We start from the raw sequence: 17,924 nt of genomic DNA, 5'->3' as shown, positions 1-17,924 counted from the left end.
CGCGCCGCTTGGGGAGAGAAAACAGGCTCTAGCCCTGCATCTTTTTTCAATTCAAGGCAAAACAACATGACAACTTACGGCCTCACCGAAGAACACACGATGATCGCGGATACCGTCCGCAGCTTCGTAGAAAACGAAATCTATCCGCACGAAGAACTCGTCGAACGCTCGGGCGAAGTCCCGCAAGAAATCGCGGATGAAATCAAACGCAAGACGATCGAGCTCGGCTTTTACGCCTGCAACTTTCCCGAAAGCGCGGGTGGCGCTGGCCTGAACCATCTCGAATTCGCTTTGGTGGAACGCGAACTCGGGCGCGGGTCTATGGCGCTCAACCACTTCTTTGGCCGCCCGCAAAACATCCTCATGGCCTGCGAAGGCGAACAAATCGAACGCTATCGTGATCCTGCCATTCGTGGCGAACGGATGGACGCCCTTGCGATGACAGAACCCGGTGCAGGCAGCGACGTTCGCGGCATGAAATGTACCGCCGTGCGCGATGGTGGCGATTGGGTTCTCAACGGCACGAAACACTTCATCTCGGGTGCCGACCATGCGGATTTCATCATCGTCTTCGTCGCGACAGGTGAGGACCAAACACCACGTGGCCCTAAAAAGCGGATCACCACATTCCTCGTGGACCGCGGCACCCCTGGCTTCACCATTCGCGACGGCTACAAATCCGTCTCCCATCGTGGCTACAAAAACATGATCCTCGACTTTGACGATTGCCGCCTGCCCGATGCTCAGGTCTTGGGCGAAGTCGACGGTGGTTTTGCCGTCATGAACGAGTGGCTTTACGCGACGCGCATTACCGTTGCCACTATGTCCGTCGGCCGCGCACGTCGCGTCTTTGACTACGCCCTAGATTATGCCGCTGAACGCGAACAATTCGGCCAAAAGATCGGCAAATTCCAAGGTATCAGCTTCCAACTCGCCGACATGATCACCGAAATCGACGCAGCAGATCTCCTTACGCTCGCCGCGGCTGATCGCCTCGACAAAGGCCTCCCCGCAAATCGAGAGATTGCCAGCGCCAAACTCTACGCTTCTGAAATGCTATCCCGTGTCACGGATGCAGCGATCCAAATTCACGGCGGCATGGGGTTAATGGATGACTACCCGTTAGAGCGCTTCTGGCGCGACGCACGCGTTGAACGCATCTGGGACGGCACCTCCGAAATTCAACGCCACATCATTAGCCGCGAAATGTTACGGACCCTTGGCGCATGAAACTTGACTTTTCGAGACTATTTCGCCCTAAAAGCGTCGCCGTTATTGGCGGCGGCGCTTGGTGCCGTTCTGTCATTGAACAGCTGCAAAAGTCGAATTTCGACGGTGACAACTGGCCCATTCACCCAAGCCGTGAAGAGATTTGCGGCCTCAAAGCCTACCAAACGGTCCTTGATCTTCCGACACCACCAGACGCTGTTTTTATCGGCATCAACCGCGACGCAACGATTGGTGCGGTCGAACGCCTATCCCGCCTTGGCGCAGGTGGTGCCGTTTGTTTTGCCAGTGGTTTTGGCGAAACCGACGACGGACAAGATGCGAACGCGCGCCTACTTAAGGCCGCTGGCGATATGCCGATCCTTGGGCCAAATTGCTATGGCATGATAAACGCGCTCGACGGTGTATCGCTTTGGCCCGACCAACACGGATGCCGTCCCGTTGAACGCGGCGTTGCGATTCTGACTCAAAGCTCAAACATCGCGATTAACCTGACAATGCAGCGGCGCGGCCTGCCAATCGCCTACGTCATAACCTGTGGGAACCAAGCGCAGCTTTCCGAAGCGCAAATTGCGGACGCCCTGCTGGATGACCCCCGCGTAACTGCGATCGGGCTGCATATCGAAGGGTTTAGTGACCTCCCCGCATGGCAAGCCCTCGCACGAAAGGCCCACGCAAAGGGTATCCCTCTTGTGGCGCTTAAGGTCGGGAAATCTATTGAGGCCCAGAACGCGACGATCTCTCATACCGCTTCCCTTGCCGGCAGTGACACCGGCGCGAAAGCATTGTTGGACCACCTAGGAATCGCCCGCGTGGACAGCCTTCCAACACTGCTCGAAACACTAAAGATCCTTCATATCTCAGGCCGACTTTCTTCAGGACGAATTGCCTCAATCAGCTGCTCTGGCGGCGAGGCGAGCCTGATTGCCGATATGGCGCATGACACCGCGCTTTCATTTCCACCCCTAACGAATAAACAAACAAAAGGCCTATCAACGGCCCTTGGCCCCAAGGTCGCGTTGGCCAATCCGCTCGACTACCACACCTACATTTGGCGCGACACAGAGGCGATGACACGGGCATTTTCCGCCATGATAGAGTCTCATTTGGCAATAACCTTTCTGATTGTCGACTTCCCGCGCGCCGATATTTGCGACCCTTCCGATTGGGAGTGCGTGATCCAAGCCGCGCTTAGCACACGCCGCGCAACCGGTGGAACAATTGCGATGGTTGCATCCCTTCCCGAGCTCATGCCCGAAGACGCCGCGCAGCGGCTTATGGCAGGTGGCGTCATCCCTTTGAACGGTTTGGCCGAGGCACTCGCCGCAACAGAGGCCGCACTGTTACGAACACCGCACGAACAGGACCTGACCGTTCCCACCGATACCAAAGCGGCTGAAACCATGCCCGAAGCCGACGCAAAACAGGCGTTGGCCGGCGTTGGTGTCACAATCCCAAGCCTACGGACCGGAAATATCAACCATCTCGCGTCATTCGCCGATGAAAACCCTGGTACTTACGTTCTGAAATCTGTCGGTATCGCCCACAAAAGTGAGACAGGCGGCGTCGCCTTGTCCCTCACCGACGGGAACGCTGTTCGTTCCGCTGGCGCTAAGATGACGTCCGAAACTTTCATTCTAGAAGAGATGATTACAGGTGCCGTCGCCGAAATTCTCATCGGTGTCGTGAAAGATCCAGCGCACGGGTTCATCATAACGCTCGGCGCTGGCGGAATTTTCACAGAACTGTTGCAGGACTCGGTTTCTGTAATGCTTCCGACCTCGCGTTCGCACCTAAAACAGTCTCTAACACACCTGAAAATCGCGAAAATTCTTGATGGCTATCGCAACCAACCCGCGGGCAACATCGACGCCCTTCTTGATGCATGCGAAGCGATTCAGGCGTATGTTCTTGCCAATCTCGACACCATTGAAGAGGTTGAGGTTAACCCACTTATCGTCACCCCTACGCGCGCCGTCGCCGTTGATGCCCTCATAAGGAAACACCATGACTAATCCGATCAAAACAAAGCGCGAAGGTGCCATTCTTGAGGTTACGCTTGATCGCCCCAAGGCAAACGCGATCGATTTACAGACCAGCCGCATCATGGGTGAAGTCTTCGCAGAATTCCGAGATGATCCAGAACTGCGCGTCGCAATCTTAACTGGCGCTGGCGAGAAGTTCTTTTGCCCCGGTTGGGATCTCAAAGCCGCCGCCGACGGCGATGCCGTTGATGGTGACTACGGCATTGGCGGTTTTGGCGGCTTGCAAGAACTGCGCGACATGAACAAGCCGGTTATCGCCGCCGTGAACGGCATTTGCTGCGGTGGCGGGCTGGAATTGGCCCTTTCGGCGGACATCATCCTTGCGGCTGACCACGCAACCTTTGCATTGCCTGAAATCCGGTCTGGCACCGTTGCAGATGCGGCGTCAGTCAAACTTCCCAAGCGCATTCCCTATCATATCGCGATGGAACTTCTGCTCACAGGTCGTTGGTTCGACACAGGCGAAGCCTTGAGTTGGGGCCTTATCAACCACGTTCACCCTGCGGGCGACCTGATGGAACAAGCTTGGGACATGGCGCGCCTTTTGGCGTCCGGACCGCCGCTTGTTTACGCAGCCATTAAGGAAGTCGTGCGCGACGCTGAGGATTCCAAGTTCCAAGACGCGATGAACCGCATCACAAAACGGCAACTAGGGTCGATAGATAGACTCTATTCCAGCGAAGATCAGCTTGAAGGTGCCAAAGCCTTTGCCGAAAAACGCGATCCTGTTTGGAAGGGCCGCTAGGCCAGAACCGCCACAATCCGACGCATTGCAAAGCCGTACCCGTCCGTGCCGAAGCCCGCGATAACGCCTTCGGCGCGGCCGGACACATAGGAATGATGCCGGAATCTCTCGCGTTTGTGGATGTTTGAAATATGGACCTCCATCACCGGCCCCTCGAACGCGTTCAGCGCATCCAAAATCGCAACCGACGTATGGCTCAGCGCACCGGGATTGATAATGATGCCCGCAGCATCGCCGCGCGCTTCTTGAATCCAATCCACCAAAACCCCTTCATGGTTCGACTGACGCGCGTCCACCTCGACCCCAAGTTCGGCGCCCAGCGCCGTGCATGTCGCCACGACATCATCGAGCGTCTCAGAGCCATAGATTTCAGGCTGACGTTGCCCCAAAAGGTTCAAGTTCGGGCCATTGAGAAGAAGTATTTTATCCATAGCGCAGACCATCCGCTATGGGCTGCGCTATGGCAAGCCCTCAAGCCTTCCGAAACTGGACAAGCCGCGCAGTGTCGTAGCGATGCGACAGATCGGCTTTGTCACTGTAGATACGCACGTCCTCGAAGGAGAATTCGTGAATTTCAGTGTCTAATCCTGCAAAAAGCGCCTCAAAACCAGCACTTTCAAAGTGCTTTGCGTTGACCGATATAACAAACAAACACCCCACCTCGGCGATCTCGAGCAAGGGTGGAATGCCTTCCGGCCCCACATGCCCCATCGTAAACGTCCCCGCGCTGATTATCCCGCGATACGGCCCAATCGAAAGCGGCTGTGTCACATCTGCAGCAATCGTTTCTCGGTAAACACCTTTGGACCTTGCGACAGTCAGCATCTCATCAGACAGATCAAGCGCATCAATCGGGCCAACCCCCGCTGCGGCCAAGCCTTCGCCGACAAGCCCCGTACCTGCACCAACATCAAGAACAGGGCCTTGCCCGCCAGCCTGCGCAAACACTCGCACCACTTCACGGGGCGACAAGTATCCCTGCGCCTCGCCAAAATCGCTATCATAGGTTTCCGCCCATGCCGCATAAAGGCGTTTGGCATCATCGGGTGTATTCAACGCATATGCGCTTTTTAGATCCGGTTCATCTGTCATGAAATCAGCCTAACACACCTTGCACCACGACGCAGCCTGCGCCACGAAAGGGCATGACAAAAACGCTTCTCTCTTTCGGCCACGGTTACTCAGCACAGGCGCTCTCGGCGCTTTTGCCGGATGACTGGCGCATCATCGGCACCACCCGCAATGAGGACAAAGCCGCCCAATTGATGAGCGAAGGCATTGAGCCACGCATTTGGCCGGGTGCTGACCTCATCCCTGCCCTCAACGCTGCAACCCACCTGCTCATTTCCGCTGGCCCTACCGAACAAGGCGATCCTGTTCTGACCGAGCTTCGCGCAGAAATCGAAATCCGACGCGATCAGTTTGAATGGGTCGGCTATTTGTCGACCACTGGCGTTTACGGTGATCACGACGGCGGTTGGGTCGATGAAACCACTCCCCTCACCCCGTCCACCAAACGCGGGCAAATGCGCGTGGATGCCGAAGCCGAATGGCAATCCCTCGACCTTCCGCTTCATATTTTTCGCCTCGCTGGAATCTACGGACCGGGTCGTGGTCCGTTTGCCAAGGTTCGCAATGGGACCGCACGGCGCATCATCAAACAGGGTCAGGTTTTCAGTCGCATCCATGTCGAAGACATTGCCCAAATCCTCGCTGCATCCATCGATCAACCCAACGCTGGCGCGATCTATAACCTGTGCGATGATGACCCCGCGCCACCCGAAGACGTCATAGCGCACGCTGCTGAACTTCTGGGCATGCCGATCCCGCCCGCGCAAGATTTCGAAACTGCCGACATGACTCCAATGGCACGAAGCTTTTACGCCGAAAGCAAAAAAGTGCGGAACGATCGCATCAAATCCGAGCTCGGCATTAAGCTAAAGTACCCCGACTACCGTGTTGGCCTTGCAGCACTGCTCGCTTCAGATCAGCAAACGCGATAGCCCCACTTGCCCTTGAGTCACTTCATTGCAATATGCGTGGCAGTTAATGAGGGCACACATGACACTTCGCGAAAAAACCGCTCAGATCTTGGACACCGCTTACTTCCGCAATTTTATCATCGGCGTAATCCTATTTAACGCGGTGATTCTGGGGTTAGAGACGTCCAAGACCGTCATGTCCAAGGTCGGTGACCTCATCCACTTCCTCGACATGATTTGCCTCTACATCTTTGTGGCTGAAATCACCGCGAAACTATTCGCGCATCACCTCCGGTTCTTCCGTTCCGGCTGGAACCTGTTCGACTTCGTCATCGTCGGCATCGCGCTCGTACCAGCGGCGCAAACGTTCTCGGTTCTACGTGCCCTGCGCATTTTGCGAGTGTTGCGACTTGTCGCCGTATCCCCGAACCTGCGCCGTGTTGTCGAAGGCTTCTTGTCCGCCCTTCCCGGCATGGGCAGCGTGTTCCTCCTGATGTCGCTTATCTTCTACATAGGCTCTGTTATGGCGACAAAACTGTTTGGCGAGGCATTTCCAGAATGGTTCGGCACGCTTGGCGCATCCGGCTATTCGCTGTTCCAAATCATGACGCTGGAAAGCTGGTCGATGGGCATCGTGCGCCCCGTCATGGAAACCTATAAATATGCTTGGGCCTTCTTTGTACCATTCATCATGGTCACAACCTTCGCAGTTGTTAACTTGCTGGTTGGTCTTATCGTGAACTCGATGCAGGACGCCCACGCAGAAGAATCCAATGCCGCAACCGACAGCTACCGCGATGAGGTTCTTACCCGCCTAGAAGCTATCGAAAAGCGTCTCAGCGAAAAATAGGGATGGCGGGAGGGGCGTTTTGCCGAAGGCAACAGCGTCTCCCCCATCAAGCCCGCTTACCGATCACCTCGACACCCAACACATCCAAAACCTTCGCTTCGATGTGTTCCGCATTCATACCCGCGACTTCATACATTTCGCGTGGTCCGGCCTGATCGATAAAGATATCCGGCAACACCATCGAACGGAACTTCAGCCCGTGATCAAACACACCCTCATCCGCCAACAGCTGCGCTACGTGGGATCCAAACCCACCAACGGCGCCCTCTTCAACAGTGATCAACGCCTCGTGGTCCGCCGCAAGCCCAAGGATCATATCGCGGTCCAGCGGCTTGGCAAAGCGCGCATCTGCCACCGTCGGCGTGATGCCTTTGGCGGCCAGCGCTTCGCAGGCTTTCTCAACCTCTTGCAGGCGCGTACCAAATGATAGAATCGCAACACGTGCACCTTCACGGACCATGCGCCCTTTCCCAATTTCAAGCGGCTGCGCATCATCAGGAATCTCAACCCCAACACCCTCTCCACGTGGGAAACGGAACGCGATGGGCCCATCATCATGCGCCACGGCGGTTGCAACCATACGCACCAATTCAGCCTCATCTGCCGCAGCCATCACCACAAACCCCGGAAGGTTGGCGAGGAACGCGACATCAAACGACCCCGCATGCGTCGCACCATCCGCGCCAACCAGCCCAGCGCGATCAATTGCAAAACGGACAGGCAAACGTTGGATCGCAACATCATGCACAATCTGGTCGTAGCCGCGTTGCAGGAAGGTGGAATACAGCGCGCAAAACGGCTTCATTCCGCCTGCCGCCATCCCCGCACAAAACGTCACCGCGTGTTGCTCAGCAATGCCAACATCAAAACAGCGGCTCGTAAAACGGCTCATGAAACGATCAAGCCCCGTCCCGTCCGGCATCGCAGCCGTAACCGCTACAATCTTGTCGTCTTTGGTCGCTTCTTTGATCAGGCTTTCAGCAAACACCGATGTATATGACGGCGCGTTGCTCGGCGTCTTTTTCTGTTCACCCGTAACGACATCAAACTTCGCCGTCGCATGACCACGGTCGGCGCGATGTTCCGCGTAGCCTTTACCCTTCTTGGTAATCGCGTGGATCAGGATCGGCCCCGTCGCGCGGGTTTTCACCGTACGCAGTACCGACAAAAGCTGTTCCATATCGTGGCCATCAATCGGCCCCACATAGGAAAACCCAAGTTCCTCAAACAATGTCCCACCAACGGTCATGCCTTTAAGCATTTCCTTAGCCCGTCGCGCACCTTCCTGAAGTGGCTCAGGTAGAAACGAAACCGCACCCTTCGCCGCAGCCTTAAATTCCTGAAACGGATTGCCCGCATATAGGCGCGACAAATACGAAGACATCGCTCCAACAGGTGGCGCAATCGACATCTCGTTGTCGTTCAGAATGACGATCAAGCGTTTGTTCAAATGCCCGGCGTTATTCATCGCCTCATAAGCCATGCCCGCAGACATCGACCCATCACCAATCACCGCAATCGCATCACCGCCTTCACCCCCAAGATCACGCGCAACAGCGAAACCCAAGGCAGCAGAAATAGATGTGCTCGAATGCGCCGCGCCAAAACAATCGAACGGGGACTCGGACCGTTTCGTAAAACCAGACAGCCCGTCCTTCTGGCGCAATGTGCGAATACGATCCCGCCGCCCCGTCAAAATTTTATGCGGATAACACTGGTGGCTCACATCCCAAATGATCTTGTCTTTCGGAGCATCAAACACAGCATGCAATGCGACCGTCAGCTCAACCACACCAAGCCCAGCACCCAAATGCCCACCCGTTTCTGATACGGCCGAGATCGTCTCGGCCCGCAACTCACCCGCAAGCGCGCTCAGCTGCGCATCGCTCAGCCCGTTCAGGTCACTGGGCAGATCAACTTGATCCAGTAGGGGTGTATTGGGTCTCTCGGCCATAACTGGCGTCTCCTTAGTGCGTGCGGTTCACAACAAACCGCGCCGCCTCTTTCAGCGTTTCCGCCTGGTCACCATACTTACTTAACGCATCACAGGCTGATTCCACCAACTCATCTGCGCGGCGTTTCGCCCCATCCAGCCCCAAAAGGGAAACAAACGTGGCCTTACCAGCATCTTCGTCCTTGCCGACGGCCTTACCAACCGTGGCTTCATCGCCTTCAACGTCCAATACGTCGTCCGCGATTTGAAACGCCAGTCCAACGGAATCACCATAAGCTTTCAATGGCCCTTGGTTAGCGCCCGCCATGACAGCGCCCGCAACACAAGACCACGTCAACAACGCGCCAGTCTTGCCATTCTGCATTGCGATAATCTCATCCAGCTTGAAGGGAACCGCAGCGGTTTCAGCAGCGATATCGGCAGCCTGCCCACCAACCATACCAGCAATGCCCGCTTGCTTCGCCAACGAAACCATCAAGGCCGCCCGCGTGTTACCGGGAAATTCTGTGTCACCAATCAATTCAAACGCCAAAGCCTGCAACGCATCGCCGGCCAAAATCGCAGTCGCATCATCCCAAACCTTGTGTGCTGTCGGACGACCCCGTCGCATGTCATCGTCATCCATTGCAGGCAGATCATCATGGGCTAGCGAATAGGCATGCATGCACTCAATCGCTGCGGCAACTTCGACTGCTCCAGAAACCCCGTGAAGACGCGCGCTTTCCATCACATAAAACCCACGCAATGCTTTTCCGCCAACCACGCAGTAGCGCATTGCTTCGGCAAGTGGTGGGTGCAGGTCACAGGTAATCCGTGCTTGCAAGAACTCCGAAATCGCTGCGGCATCGGCCGCAAGCGTTGTTTTGAACTCAGCCATCCAACGGCGCCGTCCCAGTAGGTTTGCCATCGCCATCCAGCGTCAATTTGGCCACCTTTTCCTCAGCGTCCTTCAGCTTGCCTTCGCAAAGCTTCTTCAACAACGCCCCGCGTTCGTACAGCGCAATAGACTCGTCCAGCGGAACTTCGCCCCGCTCCAACTTACCGACAACCTGTTCCAGCTCGCGCAGTGCGTCTTCAAAGCTCATGTCTTGTACGTCTGCACTCATTGCGCCCGTTCCTTCAATACATCTACGTGTGCGCGTGCCGACCGACCCAGCGCCTCAAGATCATAACCACCCTCAAGTGCGGATACCACACGCCCCTGACAATGCTTATCCGCCAAATCGCAAATCTTTCCCGTCACCCACGCGAAATCATCCTCACGCAACTCCATACCCGCCAATGGATCATCCGCATGTGCATCAAATCCCGCCGAGATCAGCAGAAGTTCAGGCTTAAACGCATCAACGCGCGGAAAAACATGCGCTTCCCACGCAGCCCTAAACGCGGCCGATCCGCACCCATCCGGCAACGGCACATTCACAACGTTGCCAACACCAGTCTCATGCGCGGCCCCTGTTCCTGGATACAGCGGCATCTGATGGCTTGAGCAAAACAAGATCCGTGCGTCTTCTTCGACCAAATCTTGCGTGCCATTTCCATGGTGCACATCAAAATCCAAGATCGCGACGCGCTTTAGCCCGTGAAAATCCAGCGCGTGCTTGGACGCCACCGCAATGGAGCCAAAGAAACAAAACCCCATCGCCGTTTCGCGCTCTGCGTGGTGCCCCGGTGGGCGCATCGCAGAAAACGCATTGCCAACGTCTCCAGACATCACCAGATCAACCGCCTTAACAACGCCACCCGCCGCGCGATACGCAGCTTCCAGCGTCCCGACAGACATATGCGTATCCGCATCAAGCGAGCGCCACCCCTCGCTTGGCGCCGCCGCCTTGATTGCATCGACATGCGCTTTTGGATGCGCCCGCAACAGATCATCATCCGCCGCCATTGGCGCGCTCACCCGCTCCAACTCCAGCCCATCAAGCGCACCCAAAACCGCATCCAACCGCGCAACTTGTTCTGGATGCCCCTGTGGCGTCACGTGATCGTAACACGCTTTATGTGTAATCAATGCAGTCGCCAAAACACGCACCTTCTATTTGCTTTTGTTTCAAAAATATCCCCGCCGGAGGCTCCTAACGCAGCCTCGCACACGTCAGAACCTAGTCAGGCGCCAACATATACCCAGCACCACGCACCGTCTGCAAATAGCGCGGCTGCTTCGGGTCAGCCTCCAACTTACGACGCAACCGTGTGATTTGCACATCCACCGCGCGTTCCTGCGCTTGGCCTCCCGACCGCCCGAGCTTATCGACCAACTCTTCACGGCTAATCGGCTCTCCCGGCGTTGCAGCAAAAATCTTCATTAGCTGTACTTCAGTTGCGGTCAGACGCACCAAATCCTCACCGCGCCACATCTCACCGCGTTCCATTTCATAGCGAAGCGGCCCCAAGTGCAGGACCTTCGGCAATACGGTTTCCGCCTCACTCGGCGGCACGCGTCGTAAAATGGAATTGATGCGAAGCAACAACTCCTTGGGTTCAAACGGTTTGGCCAGATAATCATCTGCACCCGCCTCAAGCCCCGCGATACGGTCATCCGTTTCAGCTTTCGCCGTCAGCAACAAAATCGGCGTCTCACGATCACGGCGCAGATCGGCACATAGCGTCACGCCATCTTCGCCAGGCATCATCACGTCCAGAACGATCATGTCGAAATCAAGCCCCGACAAAATCCGCCGCGCGTGCGCCGCGTCCCGTGCCGCGGTCACAAGAAACCCGCTGCGCACCAAGAACTTCTGTAGCAACACGCGAATGCGCTCGTCATCATCTACAATCAGTAGATGCGGCTGGTCACTATGCATCCGGTTATCCCTTTAACTCTTTTAGCGCATCATATCGTTTGCGCATTTCATCATCCATCATAGCTTCCAGCACCTGCCGGAACCCTGTAACCGCTTCCGGACCCGCGGCTCGATACGCCGTTCTCATCCGATCCCTCTGCGCATCTGACAAACGGCGCTCTAGGCCCTCACCGGCCTCCGTCAGATACAGGTGCCGCTCCCGCTTATCGCGCTTACCGACTTCATTGCGCACCAAACCATCCTCTACCAACGCGCGCAACACACGGTTCAGCGACTGCTTTGTAACGCCAAGGATCGCGAGAAGGTTGTTAACCGTCGTTCCGGGACTGCGGTGAATGAAGTGCACGGCACGGTGATGTGCCCGCCCATATGCCAAATCTGCAAGGATACGATCGGGATCTGCAGTAAACCCGCGATAGGCAAAGAACATCGCCTCAATCCCCTTGCGCAGCTGCTCATCCGTCAGGAACAACAACGCGTTACCGCTTTCTCTGCTGCTGCCTTCCATTATTCGCTCCTTCACAATTCGCCCAATAATACGTCAGCTTTGTTGACATTCCAAGCAGTGAAAGGTATCGAATCGCAGGTTGTGCGCAACAAAATGTCCACATCGGACCTAATTGCGTAATATTTGCAAAACTAGAGGAGGCTTACACATGGCTGGTGCATACGATGACCGCGACGGAAAAATCTGGATGGACGGCAAGCTCGTCGAGTGGCGCGATGCAAACGTGCACATCCTGACCCATGCTCTACACTACGCTTCCTCGGTTTTCGAGGGTGAGCGCTGCTATGATGGCAAGATATTCAAATCACGTGAACACTCTGAACGTTTGATCACATCCGGTAAGTTGATCGACTTTGACATTCCCTACACTCTCGATGAGATCGAAGCCGCTAAACAAGCTACTCTCGACGCCAACGGTCTGACCAATGCCTACGTTCGTGCCGTTGCGTGGCGCGGTGCTGGTGAAGACATGGGTGTCGCCTCCGCGAAAAACCCTGTCCACTTGGCCGTGGCCTGCTGGGAATGGGGCAACTACTACGGCGATGCGAAAACCAAAGGCGCGAAACTCGACATCGCGAAATGGAAACGCCCGTCTCCTGAAACGGCCCCGTCCCAAGCAAAGGCGGCTGGCCTTTATATGATCGCAACCATGTCCAAGCACGCTGCCGAAGCCAAAGGTTGTTCTGACGCGATGATGTACGACTATCGCGGCTACATCGCAGAAGCGACTGGCGCGAATATCTTCTTCGTTAAAGACGGCGAAGTGCATACGCCAACGCCAGATGCCTTCCTTAACGGCCTTACACGTCAAACAGTTATCGGCATGCTGCGCGACAAAGGCATCACAGTAAACGAACGCCACATCATGCCAGAAGAACTCGACTCGTTCGAACAATGCTGGCTCACCGGGACAGCGGCCGAAGTGACCCCAGTTGGTCAAATCGGCGACAAGACGTTTGAAGTCGGCAAATTGGTCACAGACCTTGCCGCAGAATACGAAGCGCTCGTTCGCGCTTAAACTATGCTACGTGGCCTCGTTCGATTTTTGTGAATTGAACGAGGCGCTTTCCCCCCGCCAAACGAGAATGCTCAATGAGCCTGCGCCGCGTCGTTTGCCCCATTTCCTGTTTTTCTTTCTTCAGAATTCTGGCAACGCGCTTGCTTGAATCCGGCGTTTCGCGATGGTCGAGAACATGACGTGTCATGGGCAGCTCCTCCTTAAAGGTTCCGCACCCTAACACAGATCCAGTGAAAATTCACCCGACCCTACCAAAGCCCCTTCGCTTTGACCTTTCTCCGCGCAGTCGCATCCGTCCCCAGCGCGCGTTCGCGCAGCACGATAACGACGCCCGCAACGACAATAAACATCGCCCCGACCACCATTGAAACCGTTGGAACCTCGTCAAACCAGACATAACCAATCAGCACCGACGAAAGGATGGACACATAGGTAAACGGCGCCAGAACACTGGCATCCGCATTCCGATAACTCGACGTCAGCAAGATTTGCCCAACTCCGCCAATCAACCCCGCACTACACAGCAGCGCCAGTTCTTGTCCGTTCGGTAAAACCCAACCAAACGGCGCGGTCACCAACGACAGAACCATCGACGTGATCGAAAACCAAAATACGATCGCCGTCGTGCTTTCGCGCCCCGCCATGCCTTTCACAAATATCTGCGCAAGCGCAGCAAGACAGGCCGACCCCAGCACTAATCCCACACCCAATGCTTCACGCGACCCTAAGCCAACGCTCAGACGTGGGGCGACGATGATTATCACACCAATGAACCCCAGCAGGACTGCCGAAATCCGAACCAGCCGAAATCTCTCACCTAGGATAATCGCCGCTAAAACAACCACAGCGATCGGCGTCACAAATTGGATCGCCGTCACCTCCGGCAGCGGCAAGAACTTCAACCCCGCAAAGCCAAGCCCCATCGCACAGGACCCAACGACCCCGCGTATCACATGGCTGCGCACAGACACAGTTCGGATGCCTTGCGCGATTCCACCATGCGTCATCAGCCAGATTATGATGATGGGCAACGCCAGCAGCGACCGGAAAAACATCGCTTCGCCAGCGGGAACAACATCAGCCGCCTTGATCAACGCAGACATGACTGTGAAAACCGTCACCGATGACATCATCAGCAATATGCCACGCATCACTGTGCTTTGCGGTGCAACCGTCACGACGTTTCCGCCAAACGCGCCGCAGCCCAACGCGCAGCATCCGAAACCTCATCAGCTGGGTCTTCTAACAACGAAATCGCTACATCGCGCAACGCCCCGTCACTCGAATTGCCGATCGCATAAAGCACATTGCGCACAAACCGATCCCGCCCGATCCGCTTGATGGGTGAACCTGAAAACAACACGCGAAACGCACCATCGTCCAAGCCTGCCAGTTCCCGCAACGACGGCGCAACCAACTCAGCCCGCGCCGCATATTTTATCTCCTGCGCATCGGCTGCAAACTTGTTCCAAGGGCAAACCGCCAGACAATCATCGCACCCGTAAATATGGTTGCCCATCAACGCACGAAGGTCCTCTGGAACCGGCCCCCTATGCTCAATCGTCAAATAAGAAATGCACCGCCGCGCATCGAGCTGAAACGGGGCCGGAAACGCCTTCGTCGGACAAACATCCAAACACGCCGTGCACGACCCGCAATTTTCCACACCCGCTTCGTCAGGCTCCAATTCAACAGTGGTGAAAATAGCACCCAGAAAGAACCAGTTCCCCAACTCGCGGCTCAACAGATTGGTGTGCTTACCCTGCCACCCCAAACCCGCCGCCGCAGCCAACGGCTTCTCCATAACGGGCGCGGTATCCACGAACACCTTAATCTCACACGCTGCCTGATCGACCAGCCACCGCCCGACCCGTTTCAGACGCTTCTTCACAATGTCATGGTAATCGCGATTCTGCGCATAGACCGAAATCGCCCCGCGATCCTTTTGCTCCAAAACCGCCAGCGGATCGTGCTCTGGCGTATAGGGCTCCGCCAACATCACCACCGACTTCGCCTCAGGCCACAGCGCAGTCGGATCACTGCGCCACGTCATCCGTTCCGCCATCCAGCCCATCTGCCCGTGACGGCCCTCATCCACAAAAGTCTGCAATTTATCCGGCAATAGCGGCACCGCATCCGGCCGACACACACCAAAACCAACAAAGCCCTCTTCAAGCGCCTTGGCCCGCAATTGATCTTTCAACGCTTCAACCAATCGCCTTCACCTTGCTTTTGTTTCAAAAATATCCCGGGGGAGTCCGCCAGGACGGGGGCTGGCCCCCTTGATCGGATTTGCGAAGCAAATTCGACCCTTAGAAATCCAAGTCGCTATAATGCGCGGGCTGCGGAAACCCCGAAATCTGGTCCGCAAGAATAGACCGGAACGCAGGGCGCGACTTAATCTTCGCATACCAGTCCTTAACAATCTCGGACCGGTTCCAATCCACATCAGACACATAATCCAAACACGACAAATGCGCCGCCGCCGCAAAGTCCGCGAGGCTCAACTCGTTGCCCGCCAACCAGCGCCGCTGGTCCAACAGCCAGTGCATGTAATCAAGGTGATATTTAATCGCCCGAGACCCTGCTTTCACATTGGCCGAATCCGGATAGCCCGTTCCCATAACCTTACGGAACACACGCTCGCCCATCAGCTTCGTGGTGACTTCTTCGTTAAACTTGTCATCAAACCAGGCAACGATCCGCCGCACTTCGTAGCGGCTGTCTTCACCCTTTGGTAACAACGCTGGTGTCGGGTGCGTTTCTTCCAGATATTCACAAATCGCCGTGCTGTCGGCCATCGTACGATTGCCCATCTTCAACACAGGCACTTTTCCGGCTGGGTTACGGCGCAGGAAATCGGCGTCCTTTTCCCAATACCGCTCTTCCACCAGCTCAACTTCAATCCGCTTTTCAGCGAGGCTCAAGCGCACTTTTCGTGAAAACGGGGACAACGGGTAATGATAGAGACGGTTCATCAAGGGCCTCGAGTTGAAATGTGCTCCTTCAATGCCTCAACGCGCGGTCTGTTACAATCCCAGCATGCTATTCAAAACACGCCGCGCGGCCATCCGCTCTGATTGTTGCGGCACCATCGACGATGCTCGCAGCACGACTGCGGATGTAGGATGTCGGCTGGGACGCAGACCGTGTCTTCGGGCTCGGAAGGATCGCAGCCAAACGCGCGGCCTGCACCGCTGACAAATCCGCCGCCTGCACGCCAAAGTAATGAACCGCCGCGGCTTCAACGCCGAAAACGCCATCATCAAACTCGGCCACGTTCAGGTAAACTTCCAGAATGCGCTCTTTGCTCCAGATCGCTTCAACCAGCGGCGTCATCAGCGCCTCAAGTGATTTTCGAAGCCACGAACGCCCTTGCCACAGATACACATTCTTCACGACCTGCTGGGAAATCGTAGACCCCCCACGGTTTCCGCCCTCTTCCAAAGCAGCCTGAATCGCATTCACGTCCAAACCCCAGTGCAGGCAGAAATTCGCATCTTCAGCAGCAACGGCTGAACGCGCCATGACGGGTGCAATGTCTTCCATTGCGACCCATGTTTGGTTCACGCCACCAACTCGGCGGCTTTCTGAAAACATGTAAGGTGTTGTCGGTGGGTTCACGACAGTAAGCGCCGCTGTCACGGCCACAGCCAATGCAATCACTATCAGAACACCTCGGAATATGTATTTCATGACCCGCCGCACGAAAAGTCGCGGACGATCGCGCAACCGCACAGGCGTTGCCGCCTTAGCAGTTTTTGAGGTCTTTGCCGTCTTGGAAGTTTTCTTGCGGGCCATGCTGCCATTCACCTCAGCAAAGGGGGTAGCGTCAAGCGGGCAAACTCACGCAATTTACAGATTGTCACCGCAAAGCACCTGCGCCTCTTTGCTGCGCAGAACTGTCCGCGCTGTTTCCCAATCCGGTCCGGCTTGGCCGATCATCTCTGGAAACAGGTCCATGACCTCATCATGTAAATCACTGTCCTGAAGAATATACTCGCCCGGATAAAAGCTCTCGGTCGGAATACCCTCTGCGAGCAAAATCTCATGGCGATCAAACATCAAATGATGATAGTTGATGTGGCGGCGCGGCGCGCGGTGAATAGTATCTGCGTTCACCAAATGCGTTGCAGCTACCAGCACTTCGTCTTCTCCAAAAAATAGCTCAGCCCGCCAGCCACTCACAAGAATCTTGTGCTGCGGCGAAACCAAAAGCTCGCGTGTATTCCCGATCGCACCCTTCGCGAACCGGATCGGAGCGCGTTTATCCAAAGCCGCGACAGTACGTTTGCCGCTCCACTTCACAGGCTGTAATCCATTGTCGAGGGTGCGCACCAGATCACCGACTTCGATGTCTTGGATCGGTGTCATGCCACGTTCGGTTTCGATCAATGTACCAGCCGCAAAACACGGCGGGCCTAGATCACCCACATCAAGCGGGCCTTGCCCACTCACCCAAGTACTGGAAACGAATGTGCCGTTCGCCAGCACCTGACCATCGGTCGGCGTAAAGACTCGGTCACCATTCGCAAGGTAGAAGGTCGTACCCGTATACGTGACGTTCCCAGTTCCGGGGACGTTAATCGTTACCGTATCCCCTGGATAGGAACTCGAAACATCGCTGCCATTGACGCTGTCATTGTCAAATGCATCCACATCACCGTCATCGTTCTGGTCAGTCAGATTATAGCTGACAAAACTAACGGACGTCCCGCCGCTCGGAGGATTGGCAGGGTCGAATGTATAAAACTGATCTGTGTACGTCGTAGGCATAAAGCACCCGCT

General features: G+C 55.8%; 19 protein-coding genes. 6 read left to right on the top strand and 13 right to left on the bottom strand.

Annotated features, from left to right (window positions below; translation table 11 throughout):
- Positions 1-66 precede the first annotated feature (66 nt).
- From OCA8868_RS12490 to OCA8868_RS12480, 3 genes are read left to right on the top strand one after another with little or no spacing between them, the layout of a single operon-like run.
- On the top strand, positions 67-1,230 hold the full coding sequence (locus tag OCA8868_RS12490; protein WP_093996920.1) for an acyl-CoA dehydrogenase family protein: 1,164 nt from the start codon (positions 67-69) through the stop codon (positions 1,228-1,230).
- Positions 1,227-3,242, top strand: coding sequence for an acetate--CoA ligase family protein (locus tag OCA8868_RS12485; protein WP_093996919.1), 2,016 nt, complete (start codon positions 1,227-1,229; stop codon positions 3,240-3,242). Before OCA8868_RS12490 ends, OCA8868_RS12485 begins: the two co-directional genes overlap by 4 nt.
- A complete protein-coding gene (locus OCA8868_RS12480; protein WP_093996918.1) occupies positions 3,235-4,017 on the top strand; it encodes a carnitinyl-CoA dehydratase in 783 nt (260 codons plus the stop codon). The genes OCA8868_RS12485 and OCA8868_RS12480 overlap by 8 nt, the downstream gene beginning before the upstream one ends.
- On the opposite strand, the gene aroQ is transcribed toward OCA8868_RS12480, so the two are convergent.
- Entirely contained in the window at positions 4,014-4,448 is a 435-nt protein-coding gene (aroQ, locus tag OCA8868_RS12475) for a type II 3-dehydroquinate dehydratase (protein ID WP_093996917.1), read from the bottom strand. The two genes, OCA8868_RS12480 and aroQ, sit on opposite strands and share 4 nt — an antisense overlap.
- A gap of 40 nt (positions 4,449-4,488) precedes the next feature.
- Positions 4,489-5,109, bottom strand: a complete 621-nt coding sequence (locus OCA8868_RS12470) for a class I SAM-dependent DNA methyltransferase (protein WP_093996916.1) — start codon at positions 5,107-5,109, stop codon at positions 4,489-4,491.
- Positions 5,110-5,162: 53 nt separating this feature from the next.
- On the opposite strand from OCA8868_RS12470, the gene OCA8868_RS12465 reads away from it, so the two are divergent.
- Together OCA8868_RS12465 and OCA8868_RS12460 are read left to right on the top strand one after the other, a co-directional pair.
- Positions 5,163-6,020: an SDR family oxidoreductase gene (locus tag OCA8868_RS12465; RefSeq protein ID WP_093996915.1), complete on the top strand. Its 858-nt coding sequence runs from the start codon at positions 5,163-5,165 to the stop codon at positions 6,018-6,020.
- 58 nt (positions 6,021-6,078) lie between these two features.
- Entirely contained in the window at positions 6,079-6,849 is a 771-nt protein-coding gene (locus OCA8868_RS12460; protein ID WP_093996914.1) for an ion transporter, read from the top strand.
- Positions 6,850-6,895: 46 nt separating this feature from the next.
- On the opposite strand, the gene dxs is transcribed toward OCA8868_RS12460, so the two are convergent.
- The 6 genes from dxs to OCA8868_RS12430 form a co-directional block, all read right to left on the bottom strand.
- Positions 6,896-8,803 carry a 1-deoxy-D-xylulose-5-phosphate synthase gene (gene dxs / locus OCA8868_RS12455; protein WP_093996913.1) on the bottom strand — a complete coding sequence of 636 codons (1,908 nt, stop codon included), beginning with the start codon at positions 8,801-8,803 and terminating at the stop codon, positions 6,896-6,898.
- Between the two features lie 13 nt (positions 8,804-8,816).
- A complete protein-coding gene (locus OCA8868_RS12450; protein ID WP_093996912.1) occupies positions 8,817-9,680 on the bottom strand; it encodes a polyprenyl synthetase family protein in 864 nt (287 codons plus the stop codon).
- Complete coding sequence (locus OCA8868_RS12445; RefSeq protein WP_049835809.1) at positions 9,673-9,909, bottom strand: exodeoxyribonuclease VII small subunit; 237 nt, start codon at positions 9,907-9,909, stop codon at positions 9,673-9,675. Before OCA8868_RS12445 ends, OCA8868_RS12450 begins: the two co-directional genes overlap by 8 nt.
- Positions 9,906-10,829: a histone deacetylase family protein gene (locus OCA8868_RS12440; RefSeq protein WP_093997212.1), complete on the bottom strand. Its 924-nt coding sequence runs from the start codon at positions 10,827-10,829 to the stop codon at positions 9,906-9,908. The genes OCA8868_RS12445 and OCA8868_RS12440 overlap by 4 nt, the downstream gene beginning before the upstream one ends.
- Before the next feature lie 79 nt (positions 10,830-10,908).
- Entirely contained in the window at positions 10,909-11,610 is a 702-nt protein-coding gene (locus tag OCA8868_RS12435; protein ID WP_093996911.1) for a response regulator, read from the bottom strand.
- A gap of 4 nt (positions 11,611-11,614) precedes the next feature.
- Positions 11,615-12,118 (bottom strand): MarR family winged helix-turn-helix transcriptional regulator, encoded by a 504-nt coding sequence (locus tag OCA8868_RS12430; RefSeq protein ID WP_093996910.1) that lies wholly within the window; start codon positions 12,116-12,118, stop codon positions 11,615-11,617.
- Positions 12,119-12,266: 148 nt separating this feature from the next.
- On the opposite strand from OCA8868_RS12430, the gene OCA8868_RS12425 reads away from it, so the two are divergent.
- Complete coding sequence (locus tag OCA8868_RS12425; RefSeq protein WP_093996909.1) at positions 12,267-13,136, top strand: branched-chain amino acid aminotransferase; 870 nt, start codon at positions 12,267-12,269, stop codon at positions 13,134-13,136.
- 248 nt (positions 13,137-13,384) lie between these two features.
- Here OCA8868_RS12425 and OCA8868_RS12415 read toward each other — a convergent pair whose 3' ends face one another.
- The 5 genes from OCA8868_RS12415 to OCA8868_RS12395 all read right to left on the bottom strand — a co-directional run bounded on the left by OCA8868_RS12415 (position 13,385) and on the right by OCA8868_RS12395 (position 17,912).
- A complete protein-coding gene (locus OCA8868_RS12415) occupies positions 13,385-14,314 on the bottom strand; it encodes a DMT family transporter (protein WP_245848237.1) in 930 nt (309 codons plus the stop codon).
- Positions 14,311-15,351: a tRNA epoxyqueuosine(34) reductase QueG gene (gene queG, locus OCA8868_RS12410; protein WP_093996907.1), complete on the bottom strand. Its 1,041-nt coding sequence runs from the start codon at positions 15,349-15,351 to the stop codon at positions 14,311-14,313. Before queG ends, OCA8868_RS12415 begins: the two co-directional genes overlap by 4 nt.
- Before the next feature lie 97 nt (positions 15,352-15,448).
- Positions 15,449-16,114 carry an FtsZ-binding protein FzlA gene (gene fzlA, locus OCA8868_RS12405; protein WP_093996906.1) on the bottom strand — a complete coding sequence of 222 codons (666 nt, stop codon included), beginning with the start codon at positions 16,112-16,114 and terminating at the stop codon, positions 15,449-15,451.
- 67 nt (positions 16,115-16,181) lie between these two features.
- On the bottom strand, positions 16,182-16,937 hold the full coding sequence (gene mtgA, locus OCA8868_RS12400) for a monofunctional biosynthetic peptidoglycan transglycosylase (RefSeq protein ID WP_093996905.1): 756 nt from the start codon (positions 16,935-16,937) through the stop codon (positions 16,182-16,184).
- A 54-nt stretch (positions 16,938-16,991) separates the two neighbouring features.
- A complete protein-coding gene (locus OCA8868_RS12395; RefSeq protein ID WP_093996904.1) occupies positions 16,992-17,912 on the bottom strand; it encodes a Hint domain-containing protein in 921 nt (306 codons plus the stop codon).
- Positions 17,913-17,924: the final 12 nt, after the last annotated feature.

The organism is Octadecabacter ascidiaceicola (genome assembly GCF_900185015.1).
Taxonomy (GTDB): domain Bacteria; phylum Pseudomonadota; class Alphaproteobacteria; order Rhodobacterales; family Rhodobacteraceae; genus Octadecabacter; species Octadecabacter ascidiaceicola.
The sequence above is the reverse complement of the archived record's forward strand: the minus strand, read 5'-3'. Positions and strand labels throughout refer to the sequence as shown.

Coding starts and splice junctions, on each gene's coding strand:
- OCA8868_RS12490 (WP_093996920.1), top strand. CDS start 67: ATGACAACTTACGGCCTCACCGAAGAACACACGATGATCGCGGATACC.
- OCA8868_RS12485 (WP_093996919.1), top strand. CDS start 1,227: ATGAAACTTGACTTTTCGAGACTATTTCGCCCTAAAAGCGTCGCCGTT.
- OCA8868_RS12480 (WP_093996918.1), top strand. CDS start 3,235: ATGACTAATCCGATCAAAACAAAGCGCGAAGGTGCCATTCTTGAGGTT.
- aroQ (WP_093996917.1), bottom strand. CDS start 4,448: ATGGATAAAATACTTCTTCTCAATGGCCCGAACTTGAACCTTTTGGGG.
- OCA8868_RS12470 (WP_093996916.1), bottom strand. CDS start 5,109: ATGACAGATGAACCGGATCTAAAAAGCGCATATGCGTTGAATACACCC.
- OCA8868_RS12465 (WP_093996915.1), top strand. CDS start 5,163: ATGACAAAAACGCTTCTCTCTTTCGGCCACGGTTACTCAGCACAGGCG.
- OCA8868_RS12460 (WP_093996914.1), top strand. CDS start 6,079: ATGACACTTCGCGAAAAAACCGCTCAGATCTTGGACACCGCTTACTTC.
- dxs (WP_093996913.1), bottom strand. CDS start 8,803: ATGGCCGAGAGACCCAATACACCCCTACTGGATCAAGTTGATCTGCCC.
- OCA8868_RS12450 (WP_093996912.1), bottom strand. CDS start 9,680: ATGGCTGAGTTCAAAACAACGCTTGCGGCCGATGCCGCAGCGATTTCG.
- OCA8868_RS12445 (WP_049835809.1), bottom strand. CDS start 9,909: ATGAGTGCAGACGTACAAGACATGAGCTTTGAAGACGCACTGCGCGAG.
- OCA8868_RS12435 (WP_093996911.1), bottom strand. CDS start 11,610: ATGCATAGTGACCAGCCGCATCTACTGATTGTAGATGATGACGAGCGC.
- OCA8868_RS12430 (WP_093996910.1), bottom strand. CDS start 12,118: ATGGAAGGCAGCAGCAGAGAAAGCGGTAACGCGTTGTTGTTCCTGACG.
- OCA8868_RS12425 (WP_093996909.1), top strand. CDS start 12,267: ATGGCTGGTGCATACGATGACCGCGACGGAAAAATCTGGATGGACGGC.
- fzlA (WP_093996906.1), bottom strand. CDS start 16,114: ATGAACCGTCTCTATCATTACCCGTTGTCCCCGTTTTCACGAAAAGTG.
- mtgA (WP_093996905.1), bottom strand. CDS start 16,937: ATGGCCCGCAAGAAAACTTCCAAGACGGCAAAGACCTCAAAAACTGCT.
- OCA8868_RS12395 (WP_093996904.1), bottom strand. CDS start 17,912: ATGCCTACGACGTACACAGATCAGTTTTATACATTCGACCCTGCCAAT.